Below are 25,967 nucleotides of genomic sequence, written 5' to 3'. Positions count from 1 at the left end.
GATAAAAAATAGTAAGATCATTGGTTGTTTGCGAACATGACAAGCAAGTAAAATATAACAATAGAATGCAACAAAAGGATAAAGAAATATTAAGCAAGTATATTAACAGTCAGGCTGGTGTGGATGAACAGGCCCGGGCGGAAAAGTTGCTAAGCTCCAACAGTACTATCGGGATTAAAGAATTCATGAAGTCAGATTGGAAGCAACGTATCGAAAATGATGAGAATCTTAACAAAGATTTAAGCTCTGTTTTAGATAAAGTTCACCACGCTATTCGTTTACGTCAAAATAAAAATAAACGTAATTTATCGCATAGCTTATACAAGTGGTTTTCCGCAGCGGCTGCTATTGTCATTGTACCATTAATAGTGACAGGTGTTTTTACTTTAATAAAACTTAAAGAAACGAATAAATTGTTGTCGGAAAATGCTTCAACCGTATTTGTTGAAGCACCCAAAGGAGCAAAAATAGCTTTTAAAATGCCTGATGGTTCCGATGTGGTGTTAAACGGAGGTTCATCGATGGAGTACGCGGTGCCTTTTTCCAATAAACGTGATGTTAGATTAACCGGCGAGGCTTACTTTGATATCAAGCACGACGAAGAACACCCATTTTTTGTATCAACACAAAAAATTAAGGTTAAGGTGTTGGGTACCAGGTTTAATGTACATGCTTACGCCGACGAAGATTTAACGGAAGTTATCCTGGAACAGGGTAAGGTGGAATGCTTCATTGGAGGGTATGAAATCATGATGAGTCCTAACGAAATGGTGAGTTTGAAAGGAACAAAATATTCAAAAAAAGAGGTAAATGCGAGTAAATATATCGCATGGAAAGACGGTAAATTGGTTTTTCGTGGTGATTCCATGGATGAAGTGGCCAGAAGGATTTCCCGTTGGTATAATGTGGAGGTAGAAATTAAAGGGGCAGAACTGTCGATGTATTCGTTTAGGGCGACATTTCAAAACGATTCTTTGGAAGAAGTATTACGCCTACTGAAGCTGAGTTCGCCGATCGATTACAAAATAGTGGCACGGAAAAAACTAACGGATGGAAGCTTCAGCAAAAAGAAAGTGATTATTTATAATAAAAGTTAGTATCCCTTTGTATGCGCATGGCCTGGTTTAGCAGATCATTGGTGTGATGATATGTGAAACGCTGAAAATGTATTAAGAAGTAATCTTTTCCGTGATACTCATATATAATGCGTAGGCCTGAAACTATATTATTATAAGCTGAGGTTAAGTAACAAATTGTCTTGTTTTGAAGTAGTTTTAATGGGTTATAGCTGCCTGTTTTGTCAGGCTGGAGTTTTTAATGTTTGAATGCAATAGCGGTATTAAGGGCTTAAAATATGATTCTTGATTCTAATTAATTCTCTTTCTATGAAATTAATAAAGCTACATATTTTAAATTGGTATTGTATCGTGCTGTTATTTGGCACAAATTGTTATTCGGCAAATGCTCAAATTGTAAATACTTCAACAACATATCAATATTCAAGCACAGTAAATTATCCTCAAAAGATTAAGAAGCTTGGGAAAAATCATTATCTCATAGATTTTGGTAAAGCTTATTTCGGCACGGCTGTTCTCAAAGCCAATAAAAGCCAAAACGATACAATAACTGTTCATGTTGGGGAAAAATTATCCGATCTAAACTCTATAGATCAAAACCCGGGAGGAACAATCCGATACCAAAAAATTAAGCTTCCTCAGCTACAAGCCGATCAAAAGGAAATTATAAAACTTATTCCTTACAAAAGAAATTCAAACCCTCCGGCAATTCTATTACCCGATTCCTTTGGCGTAGTAATGCCATTCAGATATTGCGAATTGGAAAACCTTCAGATACCTATTGAGGATGTCGAAATATACCAAAAAGCATATCACTACAAGTTTAATGATGATGCAAGTTATTTTGCATCCTCTGATACCATACTAAACCAAGTGTGGGATTTATGTAAACATACCATCAAAGCAACTACATTTACAGGTTATTATGTGGATGGCGATAGAGAGCGCATACCTTATGAGGCAGATGCGTATATCAACCAGCTAAGTCATTATAGTGTAGATAGTGTTTATGCTATTGCACGTAGAACCAACGAATATTTTTTAGGTCATGCCACCTGGCCAACCGAATGGTTGTTACACACAGTAATGGTATTCTATCAGGACTATATGTATACCGGCGATGTAGAACCACTCAAAAAACATTACGACAAACTAAAGCTTAAAACACTACATGATTTAGCGCGTGAAGATGGATTAATTAGCGTAAAATCGGAGAAGTTAACCCCGGAATTAAAAATGCAACTGGGTTATAAAAATCCCCAAACACAGGTTAAAGACATTGTTGACTGGCCACCGGCAAGAGGGAATACTGGTAAGAAGTGGTTACCGGAAAAGGGTGAACGCGATAAGTATGATATGGTGGATGTAAACACCGTGGTAAACTCGTTTTATTACTACAACATGGTGTTGATGTCACAAATTGCTAAAGTGGTAGGTAACTCGGTGGATGCTGCTATGTTTGAGAAAAATTCTGAAATTGTTAAGAAAGCAATCAATACAAAACTATTTGATAAGTCTCGAGGAGTGTATATTGATGGTGAAGGTTCCAAACACGCTGCATTACATGCTAATATGTTTCCTTTGGCCTTTGGTTTAGTGCCTGAAGAGCATGTTGCATCGGTGGTTGATTTTATTAAAGGCAGAGGAATGGCTTGTAGTGTATATGGTGCTCAATATTTATTAGAGGGTCTTTTTAAGGCCGAAGAAGCCCAATATGCTCTGGATTTAATTACAGATACATCCCATGACAGAACCTGGTGGAACATGATAAAATCAGGATCAACCATGACTTGGGAGGCCTGGGACAAAAAGTATAAACCCAATTTAGATTGGAACCATGCCTGGGGAACAGCACCTTTAAATGTGATTACCCGTTATATGTGGGGAATAAAACCATCAACTCCGGGATTTAATAGTGTACTGGTAAAACCTCAAATGGCTGATTTATTGTCTTCAGAAATTAAGGTTCCTACGCCTAAAGGGTGTATATACGCCAAATATAAAAGCAAAAATAAAGTGGCTGTATTTCAAATTGAATTACCCAATAATATGGTGGGTGAATTTATCTTACCTTCTAAATGGAACCAAGTTAAGCGTTCTGGTAACTCTGGTAATGTGGTTGAATTAAAAGGAGGTAGTAATCTGATTAAATTAAAATTAGTAAGAAAATAGTAATAATGAAGAAAATAAATAAAATGAAAATATTCGCACTTATAATTCTAATGTCTTCTGGATTCTTAGCTCATAATTTGTTTGGACAAATTAATTCTGCTGAAACATTAATATTAGATATGGTTCACCACAATCCAGGTGAGGAACCCTATAATTCAGCCTATAACGACCCGGCAGTGATGAAAGAGATGGGCTATAATGGTAAAGTGTATTTCCTTTTTGAATCGCCTGCCTTAGCTATTAATTGGGAATCGGTAGATAAAGATATCTTACCAAAAGGTTCAGATGATCGCAAATGGGTAGATGCAAAAGCAGCACAAATTAAAAAGATGCATGCAGCTTGTAAAGCGCAGGATATGGATATATATGCTATGTCCGATCTGGTTTTGTTTCCAAAGAGACTGATACAAAAATACAATATGGAGGAAACATTTGGAGATCCAAATAATCCGCAAACAGTTAAGTTTATTAGAGCTCAAATAGATGAAATATTTACTCAGTTTCCTGCTATGGATGGCTTAGTTGTTCGTATTGGAGAAACCTATTTGCACGATGCTCCCTACCATAAAGGTTCTATTCTTGATCGACAGGATGCTGATAATACGATTATACCTCTAATCCAAATCTTACGCGAAGAAATTTGTGTTAAGAGAAATAAGAAACTGATTTTTCGTACCTGGAGATCTTTTGATGTGAAATTAAATACGTATATTAAAGTGAATGATGCCATTGAGCCACACCCTAATCTAACAATAAGTATTAAGCATTGTGAAGGCGATTTTCATAGAGCGAATGCTTTTAGTAAGGTAATTGGGCAAGGTCGTCATAAGCAAATCATCGAAGTGCAGTGCGCTCGCGAATACGAAGGAAAGGGAGCTTATCCAAATTACATTGCTAATGGGGTAATAAATGGTTTTGAAGAGCACATGCGCATGCCGGAAGAAAAGATAAACAGCCTTTCGGAATTTGTTGAGAAGCGACCTGATTTATATGCCGGTGTTTGGACCTGGACAAGAGGTGGAGGATGGGATGGACCATATATAAAGGATGAAATGTGGTGCGATGTAAATGCCTGGGTAATGGCACAATGGGCCAAAGATCCTAAACAAACAGAAGAAAGCATCTTAAATAGATATGCCAGCGAACGTATTCATTTAAAAGGTGGTGATGTGGCAAAATTTAGAAAGTTGTGTTTGCTTTCTGCAGAAGCAGTAGTAAGAGGCAGGAATTCTACCTATCGAGACATGATGCCTTCCTGGACCCGTGATCAGGGAATGGCCTGGCCTGGAACTCCTAAAGATGCTGTTGCTCAGCAACGAAACTTACATCAAAAAGATGAGTCTATAGTTCAGTGGAAAGAGATCGTTAAGCTGGCAAAAGCGATCCATTGGGAAAATGACGAAGCGGCTAACCATGCTGTTGGATCTGCTGAATATGGTTTGTATCTGTTTAAAATATATCGTTCTTTAATTTACATGGCTTATGCGGACAGTAAAGGGGATGGAAAAGGAGTTGAAAAGTGGATTAAAGCATATGATAAAGCCTGGGCTAAGTATAACGCATTACCGAAAAAATATAGTTCACTGGCCACTTTATATACCAAAGAATACAAGCGTCACACCAGAAATTGTGCAGATGATAAGGTGAATGAATTAAGAAGTAAATATTAAAATTATTTTAACAGAAAGACGCTTCTTGATTTACTGTTATTATGTCGTACCTACAGTTCTGATCGACCTGTATGGGGACAAAATTAATGAATAGGATTTTAATAGACTGGCATCCTTGGCCGTTTTTATCGGTAAGGTGCTTAATAAAAAAAAATGATGGGGAATTTTAAAAACATTGCAATACTTATTATTGCCATAGTTTTATTTGGCTGTAATGGGGTAGATAAAAAAAAGGTTGAAAAGCCAAATATATTATTTCTTTTTACAGATGATCAGCGTCAGGGAACGATTGGAGCCTATGATCACGATAAGGTAAAAACGCCAAATATGGATAAGTTGGTTAAACAGGGAACCAGTTTTACCAATTCATATATTTTAGGGGCTGCAACTGCTGCGGTATGCTCTCCTAGCAGAGCTATGTTAATGACCGGAAGACACTATTTTAACATAGAGCCAAACGTATATGCGCAATTTGCCTTTCCAAAGGAGGAAAGGGGGAAAAGTGATTTGTTAACTTTTCCGGAGTATTTTAAAGCCAACGGTTATACCACCTTTGCTACCGGAAAGCAACATAATGGTTCTATTTGGTTAGAACGTGGATTCAGTCAAATTAAGTCTGCCTTTTTAGGCGGGATGACAACACACTTCGGAACCAAAGTTAAGGACTATACGCCAGAAGCGGGTTGGTCTGAACCTTATCAGCAAAAAGAGAAATTTAGTAGTGAGGTTTTTGCTGATGCAGCCGTTGGTTTCCTTGAGAATTATAATCAAGATAATCCTTTTTTAATGTATGTTGCTTTTACAGCACCGCATGATCCAAGAACAGCTCCGAAAGAATACCAAGAACTATATCCTGCTAATGCTATTGAATTACCAAAAAACTTTATGCCAGAGCATCCTTTTGAAATTGCAGACGATAGAATTAGAGATGAAGTGTTAGTAGCGTTTCCTAGAACGGAAAAAATAATTCAGCAGGAAATTTCTGATTATTATGCCATGATAACTGCAACAGATACTCAAATAGGACGAGTATTAAAAGCGTTGGAAGAAGCCGGAAAAGTCGATAATACCATCATTGTTTTTTCCGGAGATAATGGTTTAGCACTGGGGCAGCATGGGTTGTTGGGCAAGCAAAATGTATATGAGCATAGTGTAGGCGTTCCATTAATCTTTTGTGGTCCAAATATTCCTGAAAACACAAAGGTGGATGCTTTAGCTTATTTGCATGATGTTTTCCCGACACTTTGTGGTTTAACAGGATTAGAAATCCCTGAATCCGTTCAAACAAAAGATTTAACGCCGGTAATAAAAGGCGAAAGCAAGTCTGTAAGAAACAGCATGCTTTTTGCTTACAACTCATGGCCTGGTGATCTTTTGCACGGACACAGCCTTAAACATAATCCGGGAGGTGGGCATAGGGCAGTTCGCAAAGGCGATTATAAATTAATTGTGAGTGCAAAACACGATGTGTTTACGTATCAATTATTTAATTTGAAGAACGATCCTTTAGAGCTGGCCAACTTAGTTGAGGACGAAAAATATGGCTCAATTAAAGAGGATCTGTTAAAAGAATTACAAGAGTTAATTGAGGAAACCGGCGATCCTGCCGATTTAAGCAAAAAAGAATTTGGGTTATACGATAATCCGGAAGACTATAATTTTAAAGAAAAATAAATAAGATATGATGAGAGTGAATCTACGGTATAAGTTATTAGCATTTGTAGTTTTTTTTGCTATAGTTGTTAATGCGCAAAAGAAGGATTTAACATGGGATGAAATCGTCAAGGAATACGAATGCCCTGAATGGTTTCGAGATGCAAAATTTGGAATCTGGTTTCACTGGGGACCACAAGCCGCACCAGAGCAAGGAGGGGGGTGGTATGCCCGCCATATGTACATGGAAGATGTGGGTAGGCAAAAGTTCGGTAAAATGGCAAGAGCATATCATGAAATGACCTATGGACATCCATCGGAGTTTGGCTTTAAAGATGTGATCAACTCCTGGAAAGCCGAAAACTTCGATGCAGAATACTTAGTTAACTTCTCAAAAGAAAACGGGGCTAAATATATTGTGGCATTGGCCAACCATCATGATCATTTCGATTTATGGAACTCTACTTACCATGATTGGAATTCGGTAAATGTAGGGCCTAAAAAAGATATTATTGGAGAATTTAAAGCAGCAACTCAAAAAGCAGATTTGAAATTTGGTGTTACCAGTCACGACGATCGCTTTTTAAACTGGTGGAAACCAGCTTTTGGTGCTGATAAAACAGGTGATAAAGCCGGTGTTCCTTACGATGGACGATTAACTAAAGAAGACGGTAAAGGTCTTTGGTGGGAAGGTTTAGATCCAAAAGATTTATACGGTCCTGCTCCAGAAGATCGCACTCCGGAGATGATTGATTCCATTAAAGAAAACTGGGAAAGGAGACATCTTGAATTAGTAGATAAATACGAGCCAGACTTATTGTATAACGATGGATTAAAATTTACTTATGGTGACCACGGCAAAGAAGTATGCCGCAGAATGTACAATAACAGCCTAAATAAAACTGGACAGATTGATGCTGTAATGCTTCTTAAAAGGAAGGAGAAAGGTACTGTTGAGGAAGTGGAATCAGGAGGTAGCAATACCTTGCGCGAATATCCTTGGCAATCTGAAATTACTTTTACGGATTGGTTTTACAAGAAAGACCGTCATTTAACACATGATGCCACAACTATTTTGGAAATGTTGGTTGATGCAGTGAGCAAAAACGGTAACCTGCTTTTAAGTATGGAATTGAATCCGGATGGAACAATACCTCATGAAATAAAGAAAACGGTTAAAACGGTTGGTGACTGGTTGAAGGTAAATGGTGAAGCCATTTACGGAACACGTCCGTGGAAAGTGTATGGTGATGGCAAAAGCGTACGTGGGGAGCAAGTAGAAACAGTTGATGCTGAGTTAAGAAATGCCGTAGCAGCCCAAAAGAAAGGCGAGCATTTTAACCAGCGAACCACAGCTACTCCGGCCTTTGCTCACGACGAGGTACGTTATACCACCCAGGGAGATGATTTTTATATTGTTGTTATGAATCCTGCAAAAGGAGAAATCTTAATTCCTTCTTTGGGTGTTTCTAGCGAGGTAAATCCTGGTAAATTGAAAAGCCTGGCGCAATTATACGATGGTAGATCAATCAGGTTTAAACAAAGCAAAGAAAAACTGACAATTAAGATACCTGCGGTGAACGGGAAAAGTTTTCCGCTTGTGCTTAAAGCCAATTTTGTAAAGTAAAAAATAAAAAAACGATATGCGAAAGCTTATATATTCAATAGTTGCTGTTTTTGCAATGGCAATATCTGTAGGCGCTCAAAACGATGCAAAGGTATATTATGTTGAGCTGACTGAAGGGAAGGAGATTGCATCAAATCCTATCAAAGTAATTGCGGGAATGTCAACCAACGATGGAATATCGGTACGGGTTTATCCGGATATTACTTTTCAAACCATTGAAGGAATTGGAGGTGCGTTTAATGAAATTGGTGGGGAAGCACTGATGTCCTTAAATGATGCGGAAAGAAAGGATGTCATGAAAAATTTGTTTGACCCAAATGCTTCTAACTTTTCAGTATGCCGTACCGCAGTTGGCGCTAGTGATTTTGGGATTGATGCTTATAGCTATAGTGAAACACCGGATGACTATAAAATGAAAAAGTTTTCTATCAAGAGAGAAGAAAATACGGTCATACCGTACATTCAGCTGGCTTATAAATATAACCCCGATATGGCCTTGTTTGCCTCGCCATGGAGTCCTCCGGGTTGGATGAAAGAGTCGGGCTTAATGGATAGGGGTACGGAAAACCCATCAAAAAACGTTTTAAAGGACGACCCTGAAATTTACAAAGCATACGCCCTGTATTTTTCTAAATATGTAAAAGCGTATGCAAAAGAGGGTATCAAGGTTGATAAAATCGTGATTCAAAACGAACAGGACATCACTACCAAATATCCTTCATGTAATATGCCACCAAAGCAAATGGGCGAATTTATTATTAATTATCTGCGTCCTCAATTTCAACAGGATAACATTGAAGCTGAAATTTGGGCAGGATCTTTTCGCACGGCTAAAAGACTAGACGGATTGGAGTTTGTTTCAAATAAGAGCTGGAGAGAAGCAGTTGATGGCATCGGGATTCAGTATATTAACTCAAGACAAATTGAAAATATGCAAGCCGTTTTCCCTGAAATAAAATTTCTGCATACGGAAGGAATTTGTTTTGGCGGAAAAAATAGTGTCAAGCAAGCATTCTCCCGCTTTGACGAAGTATCTTCATACATCAATCACGGGGTGCCAAACTTCTGCTATTGGAATATGATCTTAAATGAAACAAAAACAAGTGGTTGGGGATGGAAACAAAACAGCCTGATCAATATCGACCGTGAAAATAAAACGGTGACCTACAACCCCGATTATGCTGCGATGTCTCTTTTCGGTAAGTTCATGCGTCCGGGAATGAAAAGAATTGCGTCCGCCTCATGGTATAACGAAACGATAACGCTGGCAGATGAAAAGAACGTATATCTCTTTATAAAAAATGAGTCTGACAAACCAAAGACATTTGATATTTGGCTAAAAGATGAGCAGGCAAATGTAGTTGATATACCCGCTCAGTCCATATCGGTTGTAGTGGTAAATAAAGATTAAAACCATTTAAAAAAGCCAATAATAAATCTAATAAGAAAATAATCATGTTAAGTCTAAAAGCAAATATTTCAAAATTATTCGCCTTGTTCCTTTGGGTGTTTATATGTGTTGCAAGCCATGCTCAGGAAGAAGGTAAACCTGCCTATTTAAACGAATGTTTGAGTTTTGAGGAACGTGTTGATGACCTTGTTTCCCGAATGACCTTGAAGGAAAAGGTGGGGCAAATGATGAACGATGCGCCTGCTATTCCGCGATTAGAAGTTCCTGCTCATGAGTATTGGAACGAATGTTTGCACGGTGTTGCCCGGGCAGGTAAAGCAACTGTTTTCCCGCAGGCTATTGGTTTGGCTGCTACATTTGATAGCGATTTGATTTATCGTTCGGCAATGGCCATTTCCGACGAGGCTAGAGCCAAACATCATGAGGCATTAAGAAACAACTCATTTAAAAGATACGAGGGGCTTACCTACTGGACGCCCAATGTTAATATTTTTCGTGATCCACGCTGGGGTCGCGGACAGGAGACCTACGGAGAAGATCCATACCTGACCGGTCGCATGGGTGTGAGCTTTGTAAAAGGCTTGCAGGGAGATGATGAGAAATACCTGAAACTGGTGGCTACACCTAAACACTTTGCGGTACATAGTGGTCCTGAGCCTGAAAGACACTTCTTTGATGCTGCCGTAAACGAACGTGATTTTCATGATACCTATTTGCCTGCTTTCGAAGCTTGTATCAAAGAGGGTAAAGCTTATTCAGTCATGGGAGCATATAACCGTACCAATGGCGAGCCTTGTTGTGCAAGTCCTCGTTTATTGACCGATATCCTGCGTAAAGATTGGGGATTTGAAGGGTATATCGTTTCGGATTGTAACGCTATTCGGGATGTATATGACTACCATAACTTTACCGACTCTGAAGAAGAAGCGGCAGCGGTTTCTGTTCAGGCAGGATGTGACTTAAATTGTGGTTTTAGATATGCTTACCTTGAAGGGGCAGTTGAACAAGGATTGATTACCGAGGAGGAAATTGATGTGTCTTTGAAACGAATTTTTATGGCACGTTTTAAATTAGGTATGTTCGACTCGCCGGAGAATGTACCCTATGCTCAAATTCCGATGGATTTGGTGAGTTCTCCAAAGCATCGTGCGTTATCGTTGGAAACTGCCCACAAATCAATGGTATTGCTTAAAAATGAAAATAACACCTTACCATTGAAAAAAGAGATCGGATCCATAGCAGTTGTTGGTCCTAATGCCAATCACCTGGAAGTGTTATTAGGTAATTACAACGGTTTTCCTGAAAATTACATTACTCCACTTCAGGGAATTGAAGAAAAAGTTGCTGAGAATACAAAAGTTTATTTCGAAACAGGATGTAACCTGATTGATACAAAACAAGCATTTACGCTTATCCCTTCCTATTTTTTAAGTTATGACGGTAAACCAGGTTTGCAGACTACATACTATAACAGTGGAGATTTAACGGGGACAGCGCTAATATCAAGGATGGAGAAGGTGATTAACTCTAACTGGAATACCACTGAAGTCGAAGGTCTGGAGAAAGATGGAGAGTTCTCAGCAAATGTTAAAGGTATTTTAAAAGTAGATGTGTCGGGTGAGTATACGTTGTCGTTAACGGCAGGTAATGCAAGCAGACTCTCAATCAATGACGAAATATTGATTAATAATTGGGAGGAAGTCAAACGCAGAAGACAAACAGCAAAAGTTTTCTTGAAGAAAGGAAAAAAATACGCCATCAATATCGATTGTAAACATATTGGTTACCCAACAAAGATGATTCTGGAATGGATTAAACCTGAGACAAGTTCTTACGATAGGGCTATCGAAATAGCAAAAAAATCGGAAGCAGTAATTTTTGTGGGGGGTATCTCAGCTGCTGTTGAAGGTGAGCAAATGCGGGTTCCATATGATGGTTTTGATGGAGGTGATAAAACCAACCTTCAATTGCCTGCCATTCAAAAGCAATTAATCAAAGATTTACACGCCACAGGCAAACCAGTCGTTTTTGTCATGTTAAACGGCAGTGCTCTGGCTATTAATTGGGAAGACGAAAACCTGCCGGCTATACTGGAAGCCTGGTATCCCGGAGAGTTGGGCGGAACCGCCATTGCCGATGTGTTGTTCGGAGATTATAATCCTTCAGGAAGACTTCCGGTGACTTTCTATAAATCAGTGAAAGACCTGCCACAATTTGTCAGTTATCACATGAGAGGCAGAACCTACCGATATTTTGAAGGTGAAGCACTTTATCCATTTGGTTATGGTTTAAGTTATACGGATTTTGATTATAAGGATATAAGTGTTTCGGAATCTAAAATAAATGCGGATGAATCTGTAGAAGTAAGTGTTACAATAACCAATACTGGAAGAGTAGCCGGAGAGGAAGTAGTACAGTTATATGTAACCGATAAGGAAAGCAAAGAAGTAAGACCATTAAAAAGTCTTAGAGGCATTAAAAGAATATTTCTTGATCCTGGAAAATCAACCCAAGTTACATTTACGGTTTCACCGGATGACCTTTCATTTTTTGATGTAGCGCAACAGAAAAAAATAGTAGAACCGGGAGAGTTTGAATTAGGCATAGGTTCATCATCCGCAAAAATGATTAAAGCACAGGTTGAAGTTATGGACTAAACCCCATAGGAATGTAGAGTAATAGCCTAGTGCAGCCCAGCGGAGCCCCAGGTATATAATATGAGTAAAACCGATGCATCTCCTTATGTTAGGGATACTTTGGAATACAAAGTTGAATGTATCGGAATGGAGATAATAATCAGCAAAGCACCTGGTTTCGATGTTTTGTGTTATAAAAAAGCCCTAAAAATTAGAATTAATATAATTAACAATGAATAAACAAATTAAATGGGTCCTATCACTAGCTATTATCGTTTCAGGATTAGCTAGTTGTACAAATGCTAAAAAGACCGACAACAAAACAATACCTAAACGTCCAAATATTCTTTATATCATGGCCGATGACCATACTGGACAGGCATGGGGTATTTATGGCGGTATTCTTAAAGATTATGTGCACACGCCCAATATCAGCCGGTTGGCGGATGAAGGCTGTGTGTTGGAAAACTGTTTGGTGTCTAATTCTATTTGCACCCCCAGTAGAGCAACTATTTTAACAGGACAATACAGTCATCGTAACGGAGTTAAAACACTGAGCGGTTCACTTTTCCCAAAGCAAAATAACATTGCCAAAGTCCTAACAGCATCTGGTTACCAAACTTCGATTATTGGAAAGTGGCATCTTAAAAAAGAGCCAACCGGTTTCGATTATTACTGTGTTTTGCCAGGACAAGGAAGATATTGGGATCCAATATTAAAAACAAAAGAAAACTGGGGCGATGGACATGAAGGGGGTATCCCTTATGAGGGCTTTAGTACAGATGTAATCGCGGATATGACCATCGACTGGATTGAGCATCGCGACCAGTCCAAACCATTTATGGCCATGTGTCACTTTAAAGCGACGCATGAACCATATGATTATCCCAAACGCTTCAGTCACTTATATCGTAATGAGGAAATACCGGTACCAGACTCATTTTGGGACAGAGGTGCGGAAGAAACAGGTCGCTCTTTCAAAGGTCAGTCTATTGATAATTTAAAAAAACGTTACCTTTTTGCTACAGAACACCCTGATGAGAAAGCAGATTATATGTTTTATCCCGAGCTGCCTTTTTCGGTCGATGGATTAACGCACGAAGAAGCCCGCATGAAGACCTATCAGAAATTTGTAAAAGATTTTATGCGCTGCGGGGCAGCTATCGACGATAACATAGGTAAACTTTTAAAGTATCTGGATGAATCAGGACTGGCAGAAAACACAATCGTTATTTATACAGCGGATCAGGGATACTTTCTGGGAGAACATGGTTGGTTCGATAAACGAATGATTTATAAAGAATCCATTCATATGCCGTTTGTTATTCGATATCCTAAAGAGATTCCGGCAGGAACCCGTAATACAGATATTATTGAAAACGTGGATTTTTCAGCCTTATTTGCAGATTATGCAAAAGCGAAGTATCCTTCGGAAATGCAGGGGCATAGTTTCCGTTCGAACTTACGAGGGAAAACGCCAAAAGATTGGAGAGAATACGGCTATTACCGCTATTGGGAGCACCAGACCAACCGTCCGGGACATTTTGGTATCCGGGGCGAACGCTTTAAGCTGGCTTTTTTCTACGGTCATGGGTTTAAAGATAATGAGTATGAGGAAGGTGCAAATACAGGTAAATACTGGGATTTCTTTGACTTAGAAAAAGATCCGAACGAATTGCATAACGCCTACGATGATCCCGAATATCAGGAAATCATCAAGGAAATGAAGGAGGAAATCTTAAGGCAAAGAATCGCTCTGGGCGATACAGATGCCGAAAACCCTGAGATACTTGATATTATTGCCAGGCATTGGGATGATTAAAAATTTGACATGATTAACATGTTGAAAAAATAATTTTAGGAAATGTGTATTTTTCCAATAATCTAAAGGCCCTTCCCCTTAGCCTAGAGGCTAAGGGAACTGACGCACCAAAAGTGCGGGGATGGGGATGTTAAAAAACTGTGAATAAAACTGTTTAATAAAGTGGATCAATGATAAAATGTCATTTTATATTATTTTGTGTGTTTTTAGGGGTAATTTTTGTCAATTGTTCGCCTAAAAAAACAGAGCAGCCAAATATTATTATTATCATGGCCGATGACCTTGGTTACGGTGATTTATCTTGTTACGGAAATAAGTACATTAATACGCCAAATCTGGATAAAATGGCTCATGAAGGAATTCGGTTTACTGACTTCCACTCTAACGGACCGGTTTGCAGCCCCACACGGGCAGCATTGTTAACGGGTAAATATCAGCAACGTGTGGGTATTGACGGTGTGGTAACGGCAAAGCATCACCGACATCATGGTTTGGCAACAAGCGAAAAAACATTTGCAGAAAGTTTTAAAGAGGCCGGGTATGTAACCGGAATGTTTGGGAAATGGCATGTAGGTTACCAAACAAAATTTAATCCTGTTCATCAGGGATTCGATGAATATATAGGTTACGTTTCAGGTAATGTGGATTATCACTCGCATATCGATCAGGAAGGTTATGAGGATTGGTGGTATGACGATACACTAAAGAAAGAATCGGGGTATTCAACCGATTTAATTACAAAACATTCCGTTGATTTTATTAAACGTCATAAAGACAAACCTTTTTTACTGTATATCCCGCACGAGGCTCCACACGGTCCTTTTCAAGGTCGAAACTCAAAAGCAGAAAGGTCTATTGGCTGGAAAAACGATCCGAAATTAAAGGTTAATATACCGCAAGAAGAACTAGACTTGATTTACAAAGAAATGGTAGAGGTGATGGATGAAGGTATTGGCAAAGTTATGAGTACCTTGAAAGACTTAAACCTGCATAAGAACACCTTTGTATTCTTTTGTTCCGATAATGGCGGAATTAAAAAAGTAGGAAGTAATGGACCTCTAAAAGGATATAAGTCAAATCTTTGGGAAGGTGGGCATAGAGTTTCGGCCATGGCATGGTTTCCGGGTAAAATTGCCCCCAACCAGGTAAATGACCAGACTATTTTAACCATGGATCTTTATCCTACCATCGTGGATATGATAGGTGCAGAAATGCCTAAGGAAATTGATGGGATTAGTATTAAAAATCTTTTATTCAAAGGAGAAGATTTGCCGCAACGTGAACTATTCTGGGGGTATGTTAAAAGAAGAGCAATGCGCAAGGGTGACTGGAAATTGATGTTGCCAAATAAGGAAGCTGAACCTATGTTGTTTAATCTGAAATCGGATATTGGAGAAACCAACAATGTGGCCAATGAAAATCCGGAATTGGTTAAAGAGATGGTTGAAAAAATAGATTTGTGGGAGAGGGCTATAAAAAACAATATTTACTAACGAAACTGTGATGAGAAAATCCATCGATTATCTGGGTATATTTCTGATATTAGTTTTGGGAGGTTGCACTCATGTTAATGAAACTGGCAAGTCTTCAAAACCTAATGTCATTTTAATCATGACGGATGATCAGGGCTTTGGCGATTTGGGTTATTATGGAAACCCGCATATAAAAACACCTGTTCTGGATAAATTTGCCGGAGAGAGTGCCCGATTCAGCGAATTCCTGGTATCTCCGGTTTGTGCTCCAACACGCGCTTCTTTATTAACGGGGCGTTATTCTTTACGAACAGGAGTACACGATACCTATCAAGGTGGAGCTATCATGGCAACCAGTGAAATAACCCTTGCCGAAGTATTAAAAGATGCAGGATATAAAACGGGTATGATTGGTAAATGGCATTTAGGTGATAACTACCCATTTCGTCCGGAAGACCAGGGGTTTGGCTATACCTTGCGTCATTTGTCGGGTGGAATTGGACAATGGGGAGATTGGCCTAACCATTTAAAATTTAATAAGAGCTATTTTAGTCCTACCTTATGGAGTAACGGTAAAATAGTAGAGCGTGAAGGATATTGTTCCGATGTGTTCACAAATGCCGCTATCGATTTCGTTGAAGAAAATAAGGAAGAACCTTTTTTCCTTTACCTGGCATTTAATGCACCGCATGATCCACTGCAGGTTCCGCAGGAGTATTACAATAGGTATCAAGATATTGATCCGGCATCGGGCTTTGAGAATGATGGCAGACCTTTTCCTGAAATGACAGAACCAATGAAGGAAAAGGCCAGAAAGGTATATGCTATGGTAAGTAATATTGATGATAACCTGGGTAGATTGTTTGCTAAAATTGATCAACTAAATCTAAAAGAAAATACTTTGATGATTTTCATGACCGACAATGGACCCATACCTTATCGATATCTGGCCGGAATGCGAGGTCGTAAATCATCGGTGTACGAAGGCGGGATTCATGTGCCATGCTTTTGGCGATATCCGGCAGCATTTAAAGGAAACAGGGATATTGAGGTAACAGCATCGCATTTCGATATTTTTCCAACTATTGCAGCCTTGTGTGGAGCGAAAATTCCAGATGATAGAAAGATTGACGGTGTAAGTTTATTGCCATTGTTAAAAGAGGAACAAAGCGATTTGCCCGAACGTTCCATTTGTCGCTACTGGACGCGAAGAGAACCTCAACGATATAAAAACATGATGGTTCGCAGGGGGGAACATAAGTTTGTTGGGAATTGTGACCAGTCGTCAGGAATAGAGGAGTTTGAATTGTATAACTTAGCTAACGATCCTTACGAGCAGAACAATATTGTAAACAGCAATACAAAGGTAGCTATACAATTGAAAGAAGAACTGGATACCTGGCTTACAGACATGCAGGCTTCTCCAAACATTGTGCATTCACCACGAATGGTGATTGGAACTGAGTTCGAAAATCCAGTCTATCTTAATTTAAACGATGTGCACTTCACAGCTCACAAGGATGCAGAAAAGGAAGTTGTATATTGGGAAACGGAAATAGCACAAGCCGGCAAATATGAAATTAACCTTTATTTTAAGAAGGTGATTGAAGGTAATGGCGAGGTTCAGCTAAAAATTGGAAAAGAGGAACAAAACTTTTCTTTTGAGCATGTTTTGGATCGAAAGCTTTCGTTGGGTCAGTTTGACCTAGGTAAAGGGGAAGCAGATATTATTCCGGTAGTATTGATAAAAGAAAAGGATAAAATAAAGTACCTCATGCCTTTTTACGTAGAGGTAAAAAAGAGTAAGGAATAAAATCAAAGTTTCAGGCAGCCTTAAATTAGGGTAATAAGGGAGTGCAGTACCAGGCTTGCTTGAACCTGCTGAAGGTAGCAATAATCTTGAAAGAAAAAATGGAGAGCGTCTCCGGCTTTAATAGAATAGAGAGGGTCAATAAACAATGAAGATGTTCCATTATAAAAAAAATAAAGCATCATAGTTTTTCCTTTAGTCTGTTTTTGTGATGAGGAAAATATATCTTTTAGAATTAATTAGTTTGATACTAAATTTGAAAATCATGATAAAAAGTAAGTTAATAATTGCATTTATGTTGGGTTTTGCAGGTGTAATATCCGGCGGTGCAACTGAAAACCAAACTGCTTTTCGTTTGTTCTACAATCAGCCTGCCGATAAATGGACTGATGCCTTGCCCATTGGAAACGGTCGCATGGGAGCCATGATATACGGAGGAGTTGAAAAGGAACATATCCAGTTTAACGAAGAAACCTTATGGACCGGGCAACCTCATGATTATGCCCATAAAGGAGCACATAAATATCTGGCTCAAATAAGACAGTTGCTTTCAGAAGGAAAACAATTGGAAGCTACACATCTGGCTTCGGATGAATTTATGAGTGTGCCACTCAAACAAAAAGCTTATCAACCTTTTGGTGATGTATTTATCGAATTTCCGGGGCACGAAAACTACACAAATTATTCCCGTACTCTGGATATTGAAAAGGCCATTTCAAGCGTTTCGTATAAAGTGGGTAAAACCAACTTTAAGCGAGAAGTATTGGCCAGCTTTCCCGATCAGGTCATTGCCATTCAATTATCGGCTGATAAGAAAAAAGCCCTCGACTTTAAATTATTTTTTGATGCGCTGCATGAGCAGAAATCAGTGAGTATTGCTGAAAATGCAATGACGTTGGAGGTACAAGTAAAAGATGGTGCCCTGAACGGGATCGCCAGCTTGAAAGTAAAAACCAATGGTAAACTGTCGGTTGAAGATGGGAAAATACGGGTAAGTAAAGCCAGATATGCCACCATATATCTTACAGCAGCTACTAATTACATTAATTTCAAGGATGTTAGTGGGATTGCTAAGGATTTGGCAAACTCAGCAATGCAACAAGTAGAGGATAAAAAATTTGAAGATGTAAAAACGGCTCATATTGAAGATTATCAAAAACTGTACAAACGCTTTAATCTCGATTTTGGTGATAACGGTAAATCTAAAATAACCACCGAAAAGAGAATTGAAGCTTTTGCATTAAATCCTGATGATCCTCAACTGCTTGCTTTATATGTTCAGTACGGTCGTTATCTGATGCTAGCGAGCAGCAGGCAGGGAACTCGTCCCGGAACCCTTCAGGGGATCTGGAATGATAACATAAGGCCACCCTGGGAAAGTAAGTATACGGTAAATATCAATACCGAAATGAACTACTGGCCTGTCGAACTGACTAACCTGTCGGAGTGTCATGAGCCTTTATTTACTATGCTTGAAGAGGTAGCTCAATCAGGAAAAATTGTGGCTAAAGAACATTACGATTGTAACGGCTGGGTCCTACATCACAATACAGATATTTGGCGGGGAGCTGCACCTATTAATGCTTCCAATCACGGGATTTGGGTAACAGGAGGGGCGTGGTTATCCACACACATATGGGAGCATTATTTGTTTACGCAGGATAAAGATTTCTTAGAAGAAAAGTACCACCTGATGAAAGGGGCTGCACAATTTTTCACGGAGTTTCTGTATGAAGACCCCAACACAGGTTATTTGATTAGTTCCCCTTCTAACTCGCCTGAAATTGGAGGATTGGTGGCCGGACCAACTATGGATCATCAGATTATAAGAGCATTGTTTGAAATATGTATAGAAGCTTCCGAAATCTTAGGCGTGGATAAAGACTTTTCAAATAAGTTAGCGGCCTTGATTCCGAGAATCGCACCAAATAAAATTGGACAATATGGTCAGTTGCAAGAGTGGTTGGAAGATAAAGATGATCCTAAAATAAAACATAGGCATGTATCTCATTTATGGGCTGTATACCCCGGTAAGGAAATTAATCCGGTTGAAACACCAGAATTCATGAAAGCGGCAAAACAGTCTCTTGAATTCAGGGGCGATGGCGGAACCGGTTGGAGTCTGGCCTGGAAAATTAATTATTGGGCCCGGTTTCTAGATGGGAACAGATCTTATAAAATGATCCATAAACTGTTAAGTCCTGCGGAAAGGCCGGATGGGAAAGTGGGAGGAGGGTCGTATACAAACTTGTTTGATGCACACCCGCCATTTCAGATTGATGGTAATTTCGGAGGAACATCAGGTATTATCGAATTATTGGTTCAAAGTCATTTAGATCATATTCATTTGCTGCCGGCTTTACCGGATGCATTGCAACAGGGTAATATTTCAGGAGTATGCGTACGAGGAGGTTTTGAACTAACTTTTAGCTGGAACGACGGTAAGCTTGAAAAGCTGAATGTGCTGTCTAAAGCAGGAAAAGTCTGCAAGTTAAAATATAAAGACAAGCAAATAGAATTGAATACCGAAATGGGAAAGACGTATTCCTTAAATGGCAGTTTAGAGGCTTTGTAAGTTATTGGAGTAAATATTATAAGGTTTTTTTAAGAAAAAAAAATACTAACCACTGAGAATCAAAAAAAACACAGGGAACCACAACGATTTATTTTTATAATCGTTTGCCGTGGGTAGTATTAAAAAATAATTAAGTATGAATATTTTATCAAGGGGTAGCGGAATAATAAAAGGATTATTGTTTTGTATTAGTTTAATGATGATGGGGTGTACACAAACGCCTCAACCACCCAATGTAATCATTTTTTTTACCGATGACCAGGGCTATCAGGATGTGGGATGTTTTGGCTCACCGTTGATCAAAACGCCTAATCTTGATCAAATGGCCGAGGATGGTATGCGTTTTACAGATTTTTATTCCGCATCGTCAGTGTGTTCTCCTTCCAGAGCAGCTTTATTAACAGGTTGTTATCCTCCAAGAGTAGGGGTGCCAAGAGTTCTTTGGCCTTATAGCGAGACTGGACTTGACACCAAAGAGGTAACCATTGCAGATTTGCTTAAACAACGAGGTTATGAAACTGCCTGTATTGGAAAATGGCATTTGGGCGATAAGCCTGAACACTTGCCTGTTTCACAGGGGTTTGATCGATATTTTGGAATTCCCTTTAGCAATGATATGTCGGTCAACCGTAATTTCAAAGTGGCTTCAGATATTGTTTTAAGGGAAGGAATGACCTTGGATAGCCTTCGGGAAGAAAAATGGCGGGGGGGTAAAGTTCCGTTAATGGAAAATGATGAGGTAATTGAATATCCTGTCGATCAAACCTATTTAACCAAACGATATACCGAAGAAGCGATAAAATTTATTCAGGATAAACGTGATAAGCCATTTTTCTTATATCTGGCTCATACCATGCCACACATTCCATTATATCCATCTCCTGATTTTAAAGGGAGAAGTGAAAGAGGATTATATGGTGATGTCATTGAGGAACTGGATTGGAGTATGGGGCAAATCCTAAAATCGCTTGAAGACCTTGGTTTAGATAAAAATACCTTGGTAGTGTTTACCTCAGATAACGGACCCTGGAATTTAAAGAATGGTCACGGAGGAAGCGCGTTGCCTTTGCGGGGATTTAAGTTTCAAACCTACGAAGGAGGTATGCGCGAGCCAATGATCGCGCAATGGAAAGGAAAAATACCGGCTGGTACCGTCTGTTCCGAAATAGCTTCAACCATTGATCTAATGCCAACTATCGCTAATCTAACCGGATCCTCCCTGACGGAAAAATCGCTGGATGGTAAAGATATCTGGCCGCTTTTATCAGGCCAGAAAGGTGCGAAAACGCCCCACGAGGCTTTTTATTTTTATAAGGACACCGTATTGGAGGCTATTCGTAATGCGGAATGGAAGCTAAGGGTTGTAAACGAAAATGTGGAATTGTATAATCTGAAAAATGATATTTCAGAAACGACCAATAGGGCCGATGAGAATCCTGAGGTGGTTCAAAGATTGCAGAAGATGATGGAAGATTACGATAATGATCTGAAGAATAATCTGCATTAATAGAAGAACTTAATCATCTGGAAAAATGTATAACAGCGTCAATAGAATAACAATGATACGGATTTTATTTATAATTTTTTTATGCGTTACTACTTGCTATAATATATGTGCTAATAGAGGAGAGAAATACAAACCTAATATCATTTACATATTAGCAGATGATTTAGGTTATGGAGATGTCTCTTGTTACAACAATGCGTCAAAAATATCTACTCCCAATTTGGATAAACTGGCTTCGGAAGGAGTTATGTTTACAGATGCACATACCAGTTCATCGGTATGCACCCCTACCAGGTATGGTATTTTAACGGGGCGATATAACTGGCGAAGTAAATTAAAACAAGGGGTATTAAGCGGTTATTCAAAGTCGCTTATAAAACAGGACCGTACAACGGTTGCTGATCTTGTTAAAAAAAATGGATATAACACAGCCTTTATTGGCAAATGGCATCTGGGTTGGGATTGGACTTTAAACAACAGTGACTCTATTGACATTGACAAACTGAACGCCCGTCCGGAAGTGGACTTCACCAAACCAGTTAAAAATGGCCCGAATACTCACGGCTTCGACTATAGTTACGGTTTTTGCGGATCTTTAGATATGCCTCCTTATGTATGGGTGGAAAACGATAAGCCAACAATGGTGCCCACCCACATCACCGTAGGAAAGGTTAAACAAGCTACCTGGCGAAAAGGCTTAACATCTGATGATTTTTCGCACGAACAGGCACTTCCCGAAATAACAAAGAGAACAGTTGATTACATTGGCGCTCATGCCAGTCGGGATAATCCATTTTTTATCTATATGCCGCTGCCGGCACCCCATACACCAATTTTACCGACCAAAGAGTTTCAAGGTAAAAGTGGTTTGGATAATCCTTATGGCGATTTTGTTTTAATGGTGGATTGGGTGGTTGGTGAAGTGATGAATGCTATAAACGAAAATGGCATCTCCGAAAATACACTAATTGTTTTTACCAGTGATAATGGCTGTTCTCCGCAAGCTAATTTTAAACAATTGCTTTCAAAAGGACATGACCCAAGTTATGTGTTCAGAGGTTATAAATCCGATATTTTCGAGGGCGGTCATCGTGTGCCTTATATCATGACTTGGAAAGGAAATATCAAACCAGGTAAATCTGAACAACTGGTTTGTACTACCGATTTTTTTGCAACGGTAGCTGATTTACTGGGAGAAAAATATGAGGATAATACCGCCGAGGACAGTTACAGTCATTTAGGAGCTACAGGAATTTCAAGTACAGCTCCACTTCGAAAAAGTATAATTCATCACTCCGTAAGAGGCGATTTTGCTTATCGCAAAGGAGATTGGAAGCTAATATTATGTCCAGGTTCAGGAGGATGGAGTTATCCTAATGTAAGTAGAAATAAAGCTGTAACGGATACCATGCCCAAAGTGCAACTTTACAATCTGAAAGACGATGTTGAAGAAGTAAATAATTTAGAAGCCGAACATCCTGAATTACTTGAAGTATATCGCAATGATTTATTACAAATTATCGAATTCGGCAGAAGCACCAAAGGAAAAATACTAAGCAATGACGGGGTAGAAGAATGGCAGCAATTAGAGAATGTTAAAAAAGACAAGATACGGGAGTAGGTTCTCCTTCTTGCACAGGAGGGCCTGTTCCGCTCAAACGGAAAGTACCTCGACGCAGGAGAGGGGAGGTGGTTTTAGTACCTTTATTAAGTATATTCTTATATGATGGAAAATAAGTATTTATACCACCTCTCGGTTCGTACCTCACCAGACTCCTCTTGTTAAGGAGGAGAACTGATTTACATGACTTAAGAATGATTTGTTGAAATGATAGAAAAAAGAAATATGAAGAATCTTAAAAGAATATTGAAAGGCCTGCTAATTTGCGGATTGATATTAAGCGCACTTACTGCATCAGCTAAGAAGAAACATCCATATCAAACTCCTAAATTACCCTTGGAAGAAAGGGTGGAGGATCTATTGAGCAGGATGACCCTGGAAGAAAAATTCTGGCAAATGTTCATGATTCCGGGTGATTTGAGCGACGATATGAGCAAATACAAAAATGGTTGCTTTGGTTTTCAGGTAGCCAGTAAAGGGAAACAGGGCAATGCCGCCGAGCAGATGATGGATTATGGTTCCTCAGGTACAGCGTTTGAAATGACCCAGAAAATGAACAAGATTCAACGTTTTTTTGTGGAGGACACTCGTTTAGGTATTCCTTTAATCCCTTTTAATGAAGCGTTACATGGTTTAACGCGCGATGGAGCTACGGCCTTTCCGCAGGCCATAGCATTAGCTGCTACCTGGGATACCACTTTGGTGGGCGATGTAGCCAGGGCTATCACACGGGAAACAAAAACACGAGGCATCAGGCAAATCTTATCTCCCGTTTTAAATATCGCACGTGATGTTCGATGGGGAAGGGTTGAAGAAACTTATGGAGAAGATCCTTATTTGACCACGCAAATGGCTATGGCTTTTATCAGCCAGTTCGAAAACCAAGGAGTAATAACTACGCCAAAACACTTCGTGGCCAATGTGGGAGCAGGAGGACGCGACAGTTATCCCATTAGTTTTAGCGAACGCTTGTTGGAGGAGATTTATTTCCCGGCCTTTAAATCGGTATTTCAAAAAGCAGGGGCAAGATCTGTGATGACTGCTTATAATTCGGTTGATGGCAGTCCATGTACGGCCAGTGAGTGGCTACTGCGTGATAAGCTTAAGAAAGAATGGGGTTTCAAGGGATTTGTAATCTCGGATGCAGGAGCAACAGGTGGATCTAATGTATTGCACTTTACCGCAAAAAACAATGCGGAATCAACTAAAGAAGCAGTGGAGGCCGGGTTAGATGTGATGTTTCAAACCAACTACGATCACTATCCATTGTTTTATAAAGCCTTTAAAGAGGGAATAATTAACGAAGAAGCAATTGATGAAGCAGTAAGTAGAATCCTTAAGGCGAAGTTTGAATTGGGTCTGTTCGAAAACCCTTATGTAGATCCTGAAAAGGCAGCTCATTGGAACGGACACCAAACACACTGGGAATTGGCACGTAAATCAGCTGCCAAATCGATGGTGTTATTGCAAAACAACAATCAAGTTCTTCCCTTAAAAAAGTCAAACATTAATAAGATTGCTCTTATAGGCTATGATGTTAAAGCGGGCCGTTTGGGTGGTTACAGTGGACCGGGCAACAATATTGTGAACATCTATGATGGTGTAAAAAATGTAATAAGTGAGGATAATATTCATTATGCAAGCGGTGTTCCACTCAATAGCAGAACATATCAAGTGGTTCCTTCCGGGTTTTTATCCACAGTAAAAAATGGCGACAAAGTCAACGGATTGACAGGAGAATATTTCAATAACATAAAATTGGAAGGTGAACCTCAAGTAAGTCGTAACGACAAGAAAATTCAATTTGGCTGGACGCTGTTCTCTCCCCATAAGGACTTGGCCTATGATTGGTATTCAGTGCGTTGGACAGGAAAGATCAAGGGGCCTGAAACAGGTGCTTTCAAAGTTGGTATTGAAGGTAACGATGGATACCGTTTATATATTGATGGTAAGTTGTTGATTGATAACTGGAAAAAACGATCGTACCAAACCATTCTTAAAGATTTTTATTTTGAGAAAGGTACAGAGTATGATATAAAAATAGAGTTTTTTGAGTCGGCCGGAAATGCCAGGTTTAAGCTAGTGTGGGATGCCAATGTAGTGCAGGAGTGGGAACAACAAATTGCCGGCGCAGTTGAAGCTGCACAGAAAAGCGATGTGGCTGTCGTTGTTGCCGGTATTCACGAAGGAGAATTTCAGGATCGTGCCCTATTGGCGTTACCGGGTCATCAGGAGGATATGATCAAAGCAGTAGCTGCAACAGGAAAACCTACCGTTGTTGTTCTGGTTGGTGGAAGTGCCATAACCATGAGTAACTGGATGAATCAGGTAGATGGCATCATCATGGCCTGGTATCCGGGTGAAAATGGAGGTAACGGTTTAGCAGACGTCTTATTTGGCGAAGAAAATCCCGCTGGTAGGTTACCGATAACTTTTCCTGTGGATGAAGCGCAGTGCCCGTTGTATTACAACAATAAACCAACAGGTAGGGGTGATAACTACCATAACCTGACTGGGCAGCCATTGTTCCCATTTGGTTATGGCTTAAGCTATACGTCATTTGAATATTCTGATCTAGGTTTTAGTAAAAACGGTATCAACACCAATGAATCAGTTACCATAACCTGCAATGTAAAAAACACGGGTAAAGTAAAAGGAGATGAAGTGATTCAACTTTATATTCGCGATGAATTGGCTTCGGTTTCACGACCTATTAAAGAACTAAAAGGCTTTAAAAGAGTTACATTAGATGCCGGACAGCAAAAGCAATTATCATTTACACTGACTCCCGATGACCTTTCAATGTTAAATATCGATATGGAAAGAGTTGTTGAACCGGGAGACTTTAGAATTATGATTGGGGCTTCTTCTAAAGACATTAGATTAAGAGGTATACTGAACGTAAAATAATTGAT

Annotated in this window: 14 protein-coding genes; all 14 read left to right on the top strand. The window is 39.3% G+C overall.

Translation table 11 applies throughout. The features are described 5' to 3' along the window. Positions 1 to 65: 65 nt before the first annotated feature. The 14 genes from ACRD64_RS11455 (at position 66) to ACRD64_RS11390 (ending at position 25,962) form a co-directional block, all read left to right on the top strand. On the top strand, positions 66 to 1,097 hold the full coding sequence (locus ACRD64_RS11455; protein WP_430933494.1) for a FecR family protein: 1,032 nt from the start codon (positions 66 to 68) through the stop codon (positions 1,095 to 1,097). Between the two features lie 288 nt (positions 1,098 to 1,385). After that, positions 1,386 to 3,248: a family 78 glycoside hydrolase catalytic domain gene (locus ACRD64_RS11450; RefSeq protein ID WP_430933492.1), complete on the top strand. Its 1,863-nt coding sequence runs from the start codon at positions 1,386 to 1,388 to the stop codon at positions 3,246 to 3,248. A gap of 5 nt (positions 3,249 to 3,253) precedes the next feature. Then, positions 3,254 to 4,918 carry a hypothetical protein gene (locus ACRD64_RS11445; protein WP_430933491.1) on the top strand — a complete coding sequence of 555 codons (1,665 nt, stop codon included), beginning with the start codon at positions 3,254 to 3,256 and terminating at the stop codon, positions 4,916 to 4,918. Positions 4,919 to 5,071: 153 nt separating this feature from the next. Next, positions 5,072 to 6,592 (top strand): sulfatase-like hydrolase/transferase, encoded by a 1,521-nt coding sequence (locus ACRD64_RS11440; RefSeq protein WP_430933490.1) that lies wholly within the window; start codon positions 5,072 to 5,074, stop codon positions 6,590 to 6,592. Between the two features lie 7 nt (positions 6,593 to 6,599). Further along, complete coding sequence (locus tag ACRD64_RS11435) at positions 6,600 to 8,198, top strand: alpha-L-fucosidase (protein ID WP_430933489.1); 1,599 nt, start codon at positions 6,600 to 6,602, stop codon at positions 8,196 to 8,198. Between the two features lie 16 nt (positions 8,199 to 8,214). Further along, positions 8,215 to 9,609: a glycoside hydrolase family 30 protein gene (locus ACRD64_RS11430; RefSeq protein WP_430933488.1), complete on the top strand. Its 1,395-nt coding sequence runs from the start codon at positions 8,215 to 8,217 to the stop codon at positions 9,607 to 9,609. A 44-nt stretch (positions 9,610 to 9,653) separates the two neighbouring features. Beyond that, complete coding sequence (locus tag ACRD64_RS11425; RefSeq protein WP_430933487.1) at positions 9,654 to 12,266, top strand: glycoside hydrolase family 3 C-terminal domain-containing protein; 2,613 nt, start codon at positions 9,654 to 9,656, stop codon at positions 12,264 to 12,266. A 211-nt stretch (positions 12,267 to 12,477) separates the two neighbouring features. Then, entirely contained in the window at positions 12,478 to 14,067 is a 1,590-nt protein-coding gene (locus tag ACRD64_RS11420; protein ID WP_430933486.1) for a sulfatase family protein, read from the top strand. Between the two features lie 170 nt (positions 14,068 to 14,237). Beyond that, positions 14,238 to 15,560, top strand: a complete 1,323-nt coding sequence (locus ACRD64_RS11415; RefSeq protein WP_430933485.1) for a sulfatase — start codon at positions 14,238 to 14,240, stop codon at positions 15,558 to 15,560. A gap of 10 nt (positions 15,561 to 15,570) precedes the next feature. After that, positions 15,571 to 17,352: an arylsulfatase gene (locus ACRD64_RS11410; RefSeq protein ID WP_430933484.1), complete on the top strand. Its 1,782-nt coding sequence runs from the start codon at positions 15,571 to 15,573 to the stop codon at positions 17,350 to 17,352. Positions 17,353 to 17,614: 262 nt separating this feature from the next. Then, complete coding sequence (locus tag ACRD64_RS11405; protein WP_430933483.1) at positions 17,615 to 19,924, top strand: glycoside hydrolase family 95 protein; 2,310 nt, start codon at positions 17,615 to 17,617, stop codon at positions 19,922 to 19,924. Positions 19,925 to 20,060: 136 nt separating this feature from the next. Beyond that, positions 20,061 to 21,431, top strand: coding sequence for a sulfatase family protein (locus ACRD64_RS11400; protein WP_430933482.1), 1,371 nt, complete (start codon positions 20,061 to 20,063; stop codon positions 21,429 to 21,431). 52 nt (positions 21,432 to 21,483) lie between these two features. After that, positions 21,484 to 23,052: a sulfatase family protein gene (locus ACRD64_RS11395; protein ID WP_430933481.1), complete on the top strand. Its 1,569-nt coding sequence runs from the start codon at positions 21,484 to 21,486 to the stop codon at positions 23,050 to 23,052. A gap of 225 nt (positions 23,053 to 23,277) precedes the next feature. Further along, a complete protein-coding gene (locus ACRD64_RS11390) occupies positions 23,278 to 25,962 on the top strand; it encodes a glycoside hydrolase family 3 N-terminal domain-containing protein (protein WP_430933480.1) in 2,685 nt (894 codons plus the stop codon). The last annotated feature ends 5 nt before the right edge of the window (positions 25,963 to 25,967 follow it).

The organism is Saccharicrinis sp. 156 (assembly GCF_050589685.1).
In the GTDB taxonomy this organism is placed as follows: Bacteria; Bacteroidota; Bacteroidia; order Bacteroidales; family Marinilabiliaceae; genus Saccharicrinis.
This window is presented reverse-complemented; position numbering and strand designations above follow the sequence as displayed.

Bases quoted from the DNA above. Each gene is read 5' to 3' on its own strand.
- ACRD64_RS11415 (WP_430933485.1), top strand. From the start codon at position 14,238: ATGATAAAATGTCATTTTATATTATTTTGTGTGTTTTTAGGGGTAATT.
- ACRD64_RS11440 (WP_430933490.1), top strand. From the start codon at position 5,072: ATGATGGGGAATTTTAAAAACATTGCAATACTTATTATTGCCATAGTT.
- ACRD64_RS11420 (WP_430933486.1), top strand. From the start codon at position 12,478: ATGAATAAACAAATTAAATGGGTCCTATCACTAGCTATTATCGTTTCA.
- ACRD64_RS11410 (WP_430933484.1), top strand. From the start codon at position 15,571: ATGAGAAAATCCATCGATTATCTGGGTATATTTCTGATATTAGTTTTG.
- ACRD64_RS11400 (WP_430933482.1), top strand. From the start codon at position 20,061: ATGAATATTTTATCAAGGGGTAGCGGAATAATAAAAGGATTATTGTTT.
- ACRD64_RS11445 (WP_430933491.1), top strand. From the start codon at position 3,254: ATGAAGAAAATAAATAAAATGAAAATATTCGCACTTATAATTCTAATG.
- ACRD64_RS11435 (WP_430933489.1), top strand. From the start codon at position 6,600: ATGATGAGAGTGAATCTACGGTATAAGTTATTAGCATTTGTAGTTTTT.
- ACRD64_RS11425 (WP_430933487.1), top strand. From the start codon at position 9,654: ATGTTAAGTCTAAAAGCAAATATTTCAAAATTATTCGCCTTGTTCCTT.
- ACRD64_RS11405 (WP_430933483.1), top strand. From the start codon at position 17,615: ATGATAAAAAGTAAGTTAATAATTGCATTTATGTTGGGTTTTGCAGGT.
- ACRD64_RS11430 (WP_430933488.1), top strand. From the start codon at position 8,215: ATGCGAAAGCTTATATATTCAATAGTTGCTGTTTTTGCAATGGCAATA.
- ACRD64_RS11390 (WP_430933480.1), top strand. From the start codon at position 23,278: ATGAAGAATCTTAAAAGAATATTGAAAGGCCTGCTAATTTGCGGATTG.
- ACRD64_RS11395 (WP_430933481.1), top strand. From the start codon at position 21,484: ATGATACGGATTTTATTTATAATTTTTTTATGCGTTACTACTTGCTAT.
- ACRD64_RS11455 (WP_430933494.1), top strand. From the start codon at position 66: ATGCAACAAAAGGATAAAGAAATATTAAGCAAGTATATTAACAGTCAG.
- ACRD64_RS11450 (WP_430933492.1), top strand. From the start codon at position 1,386: ATGAAATTAATAAAGCTACATATTTTAAATTGGTATTGTATCGTGCTG.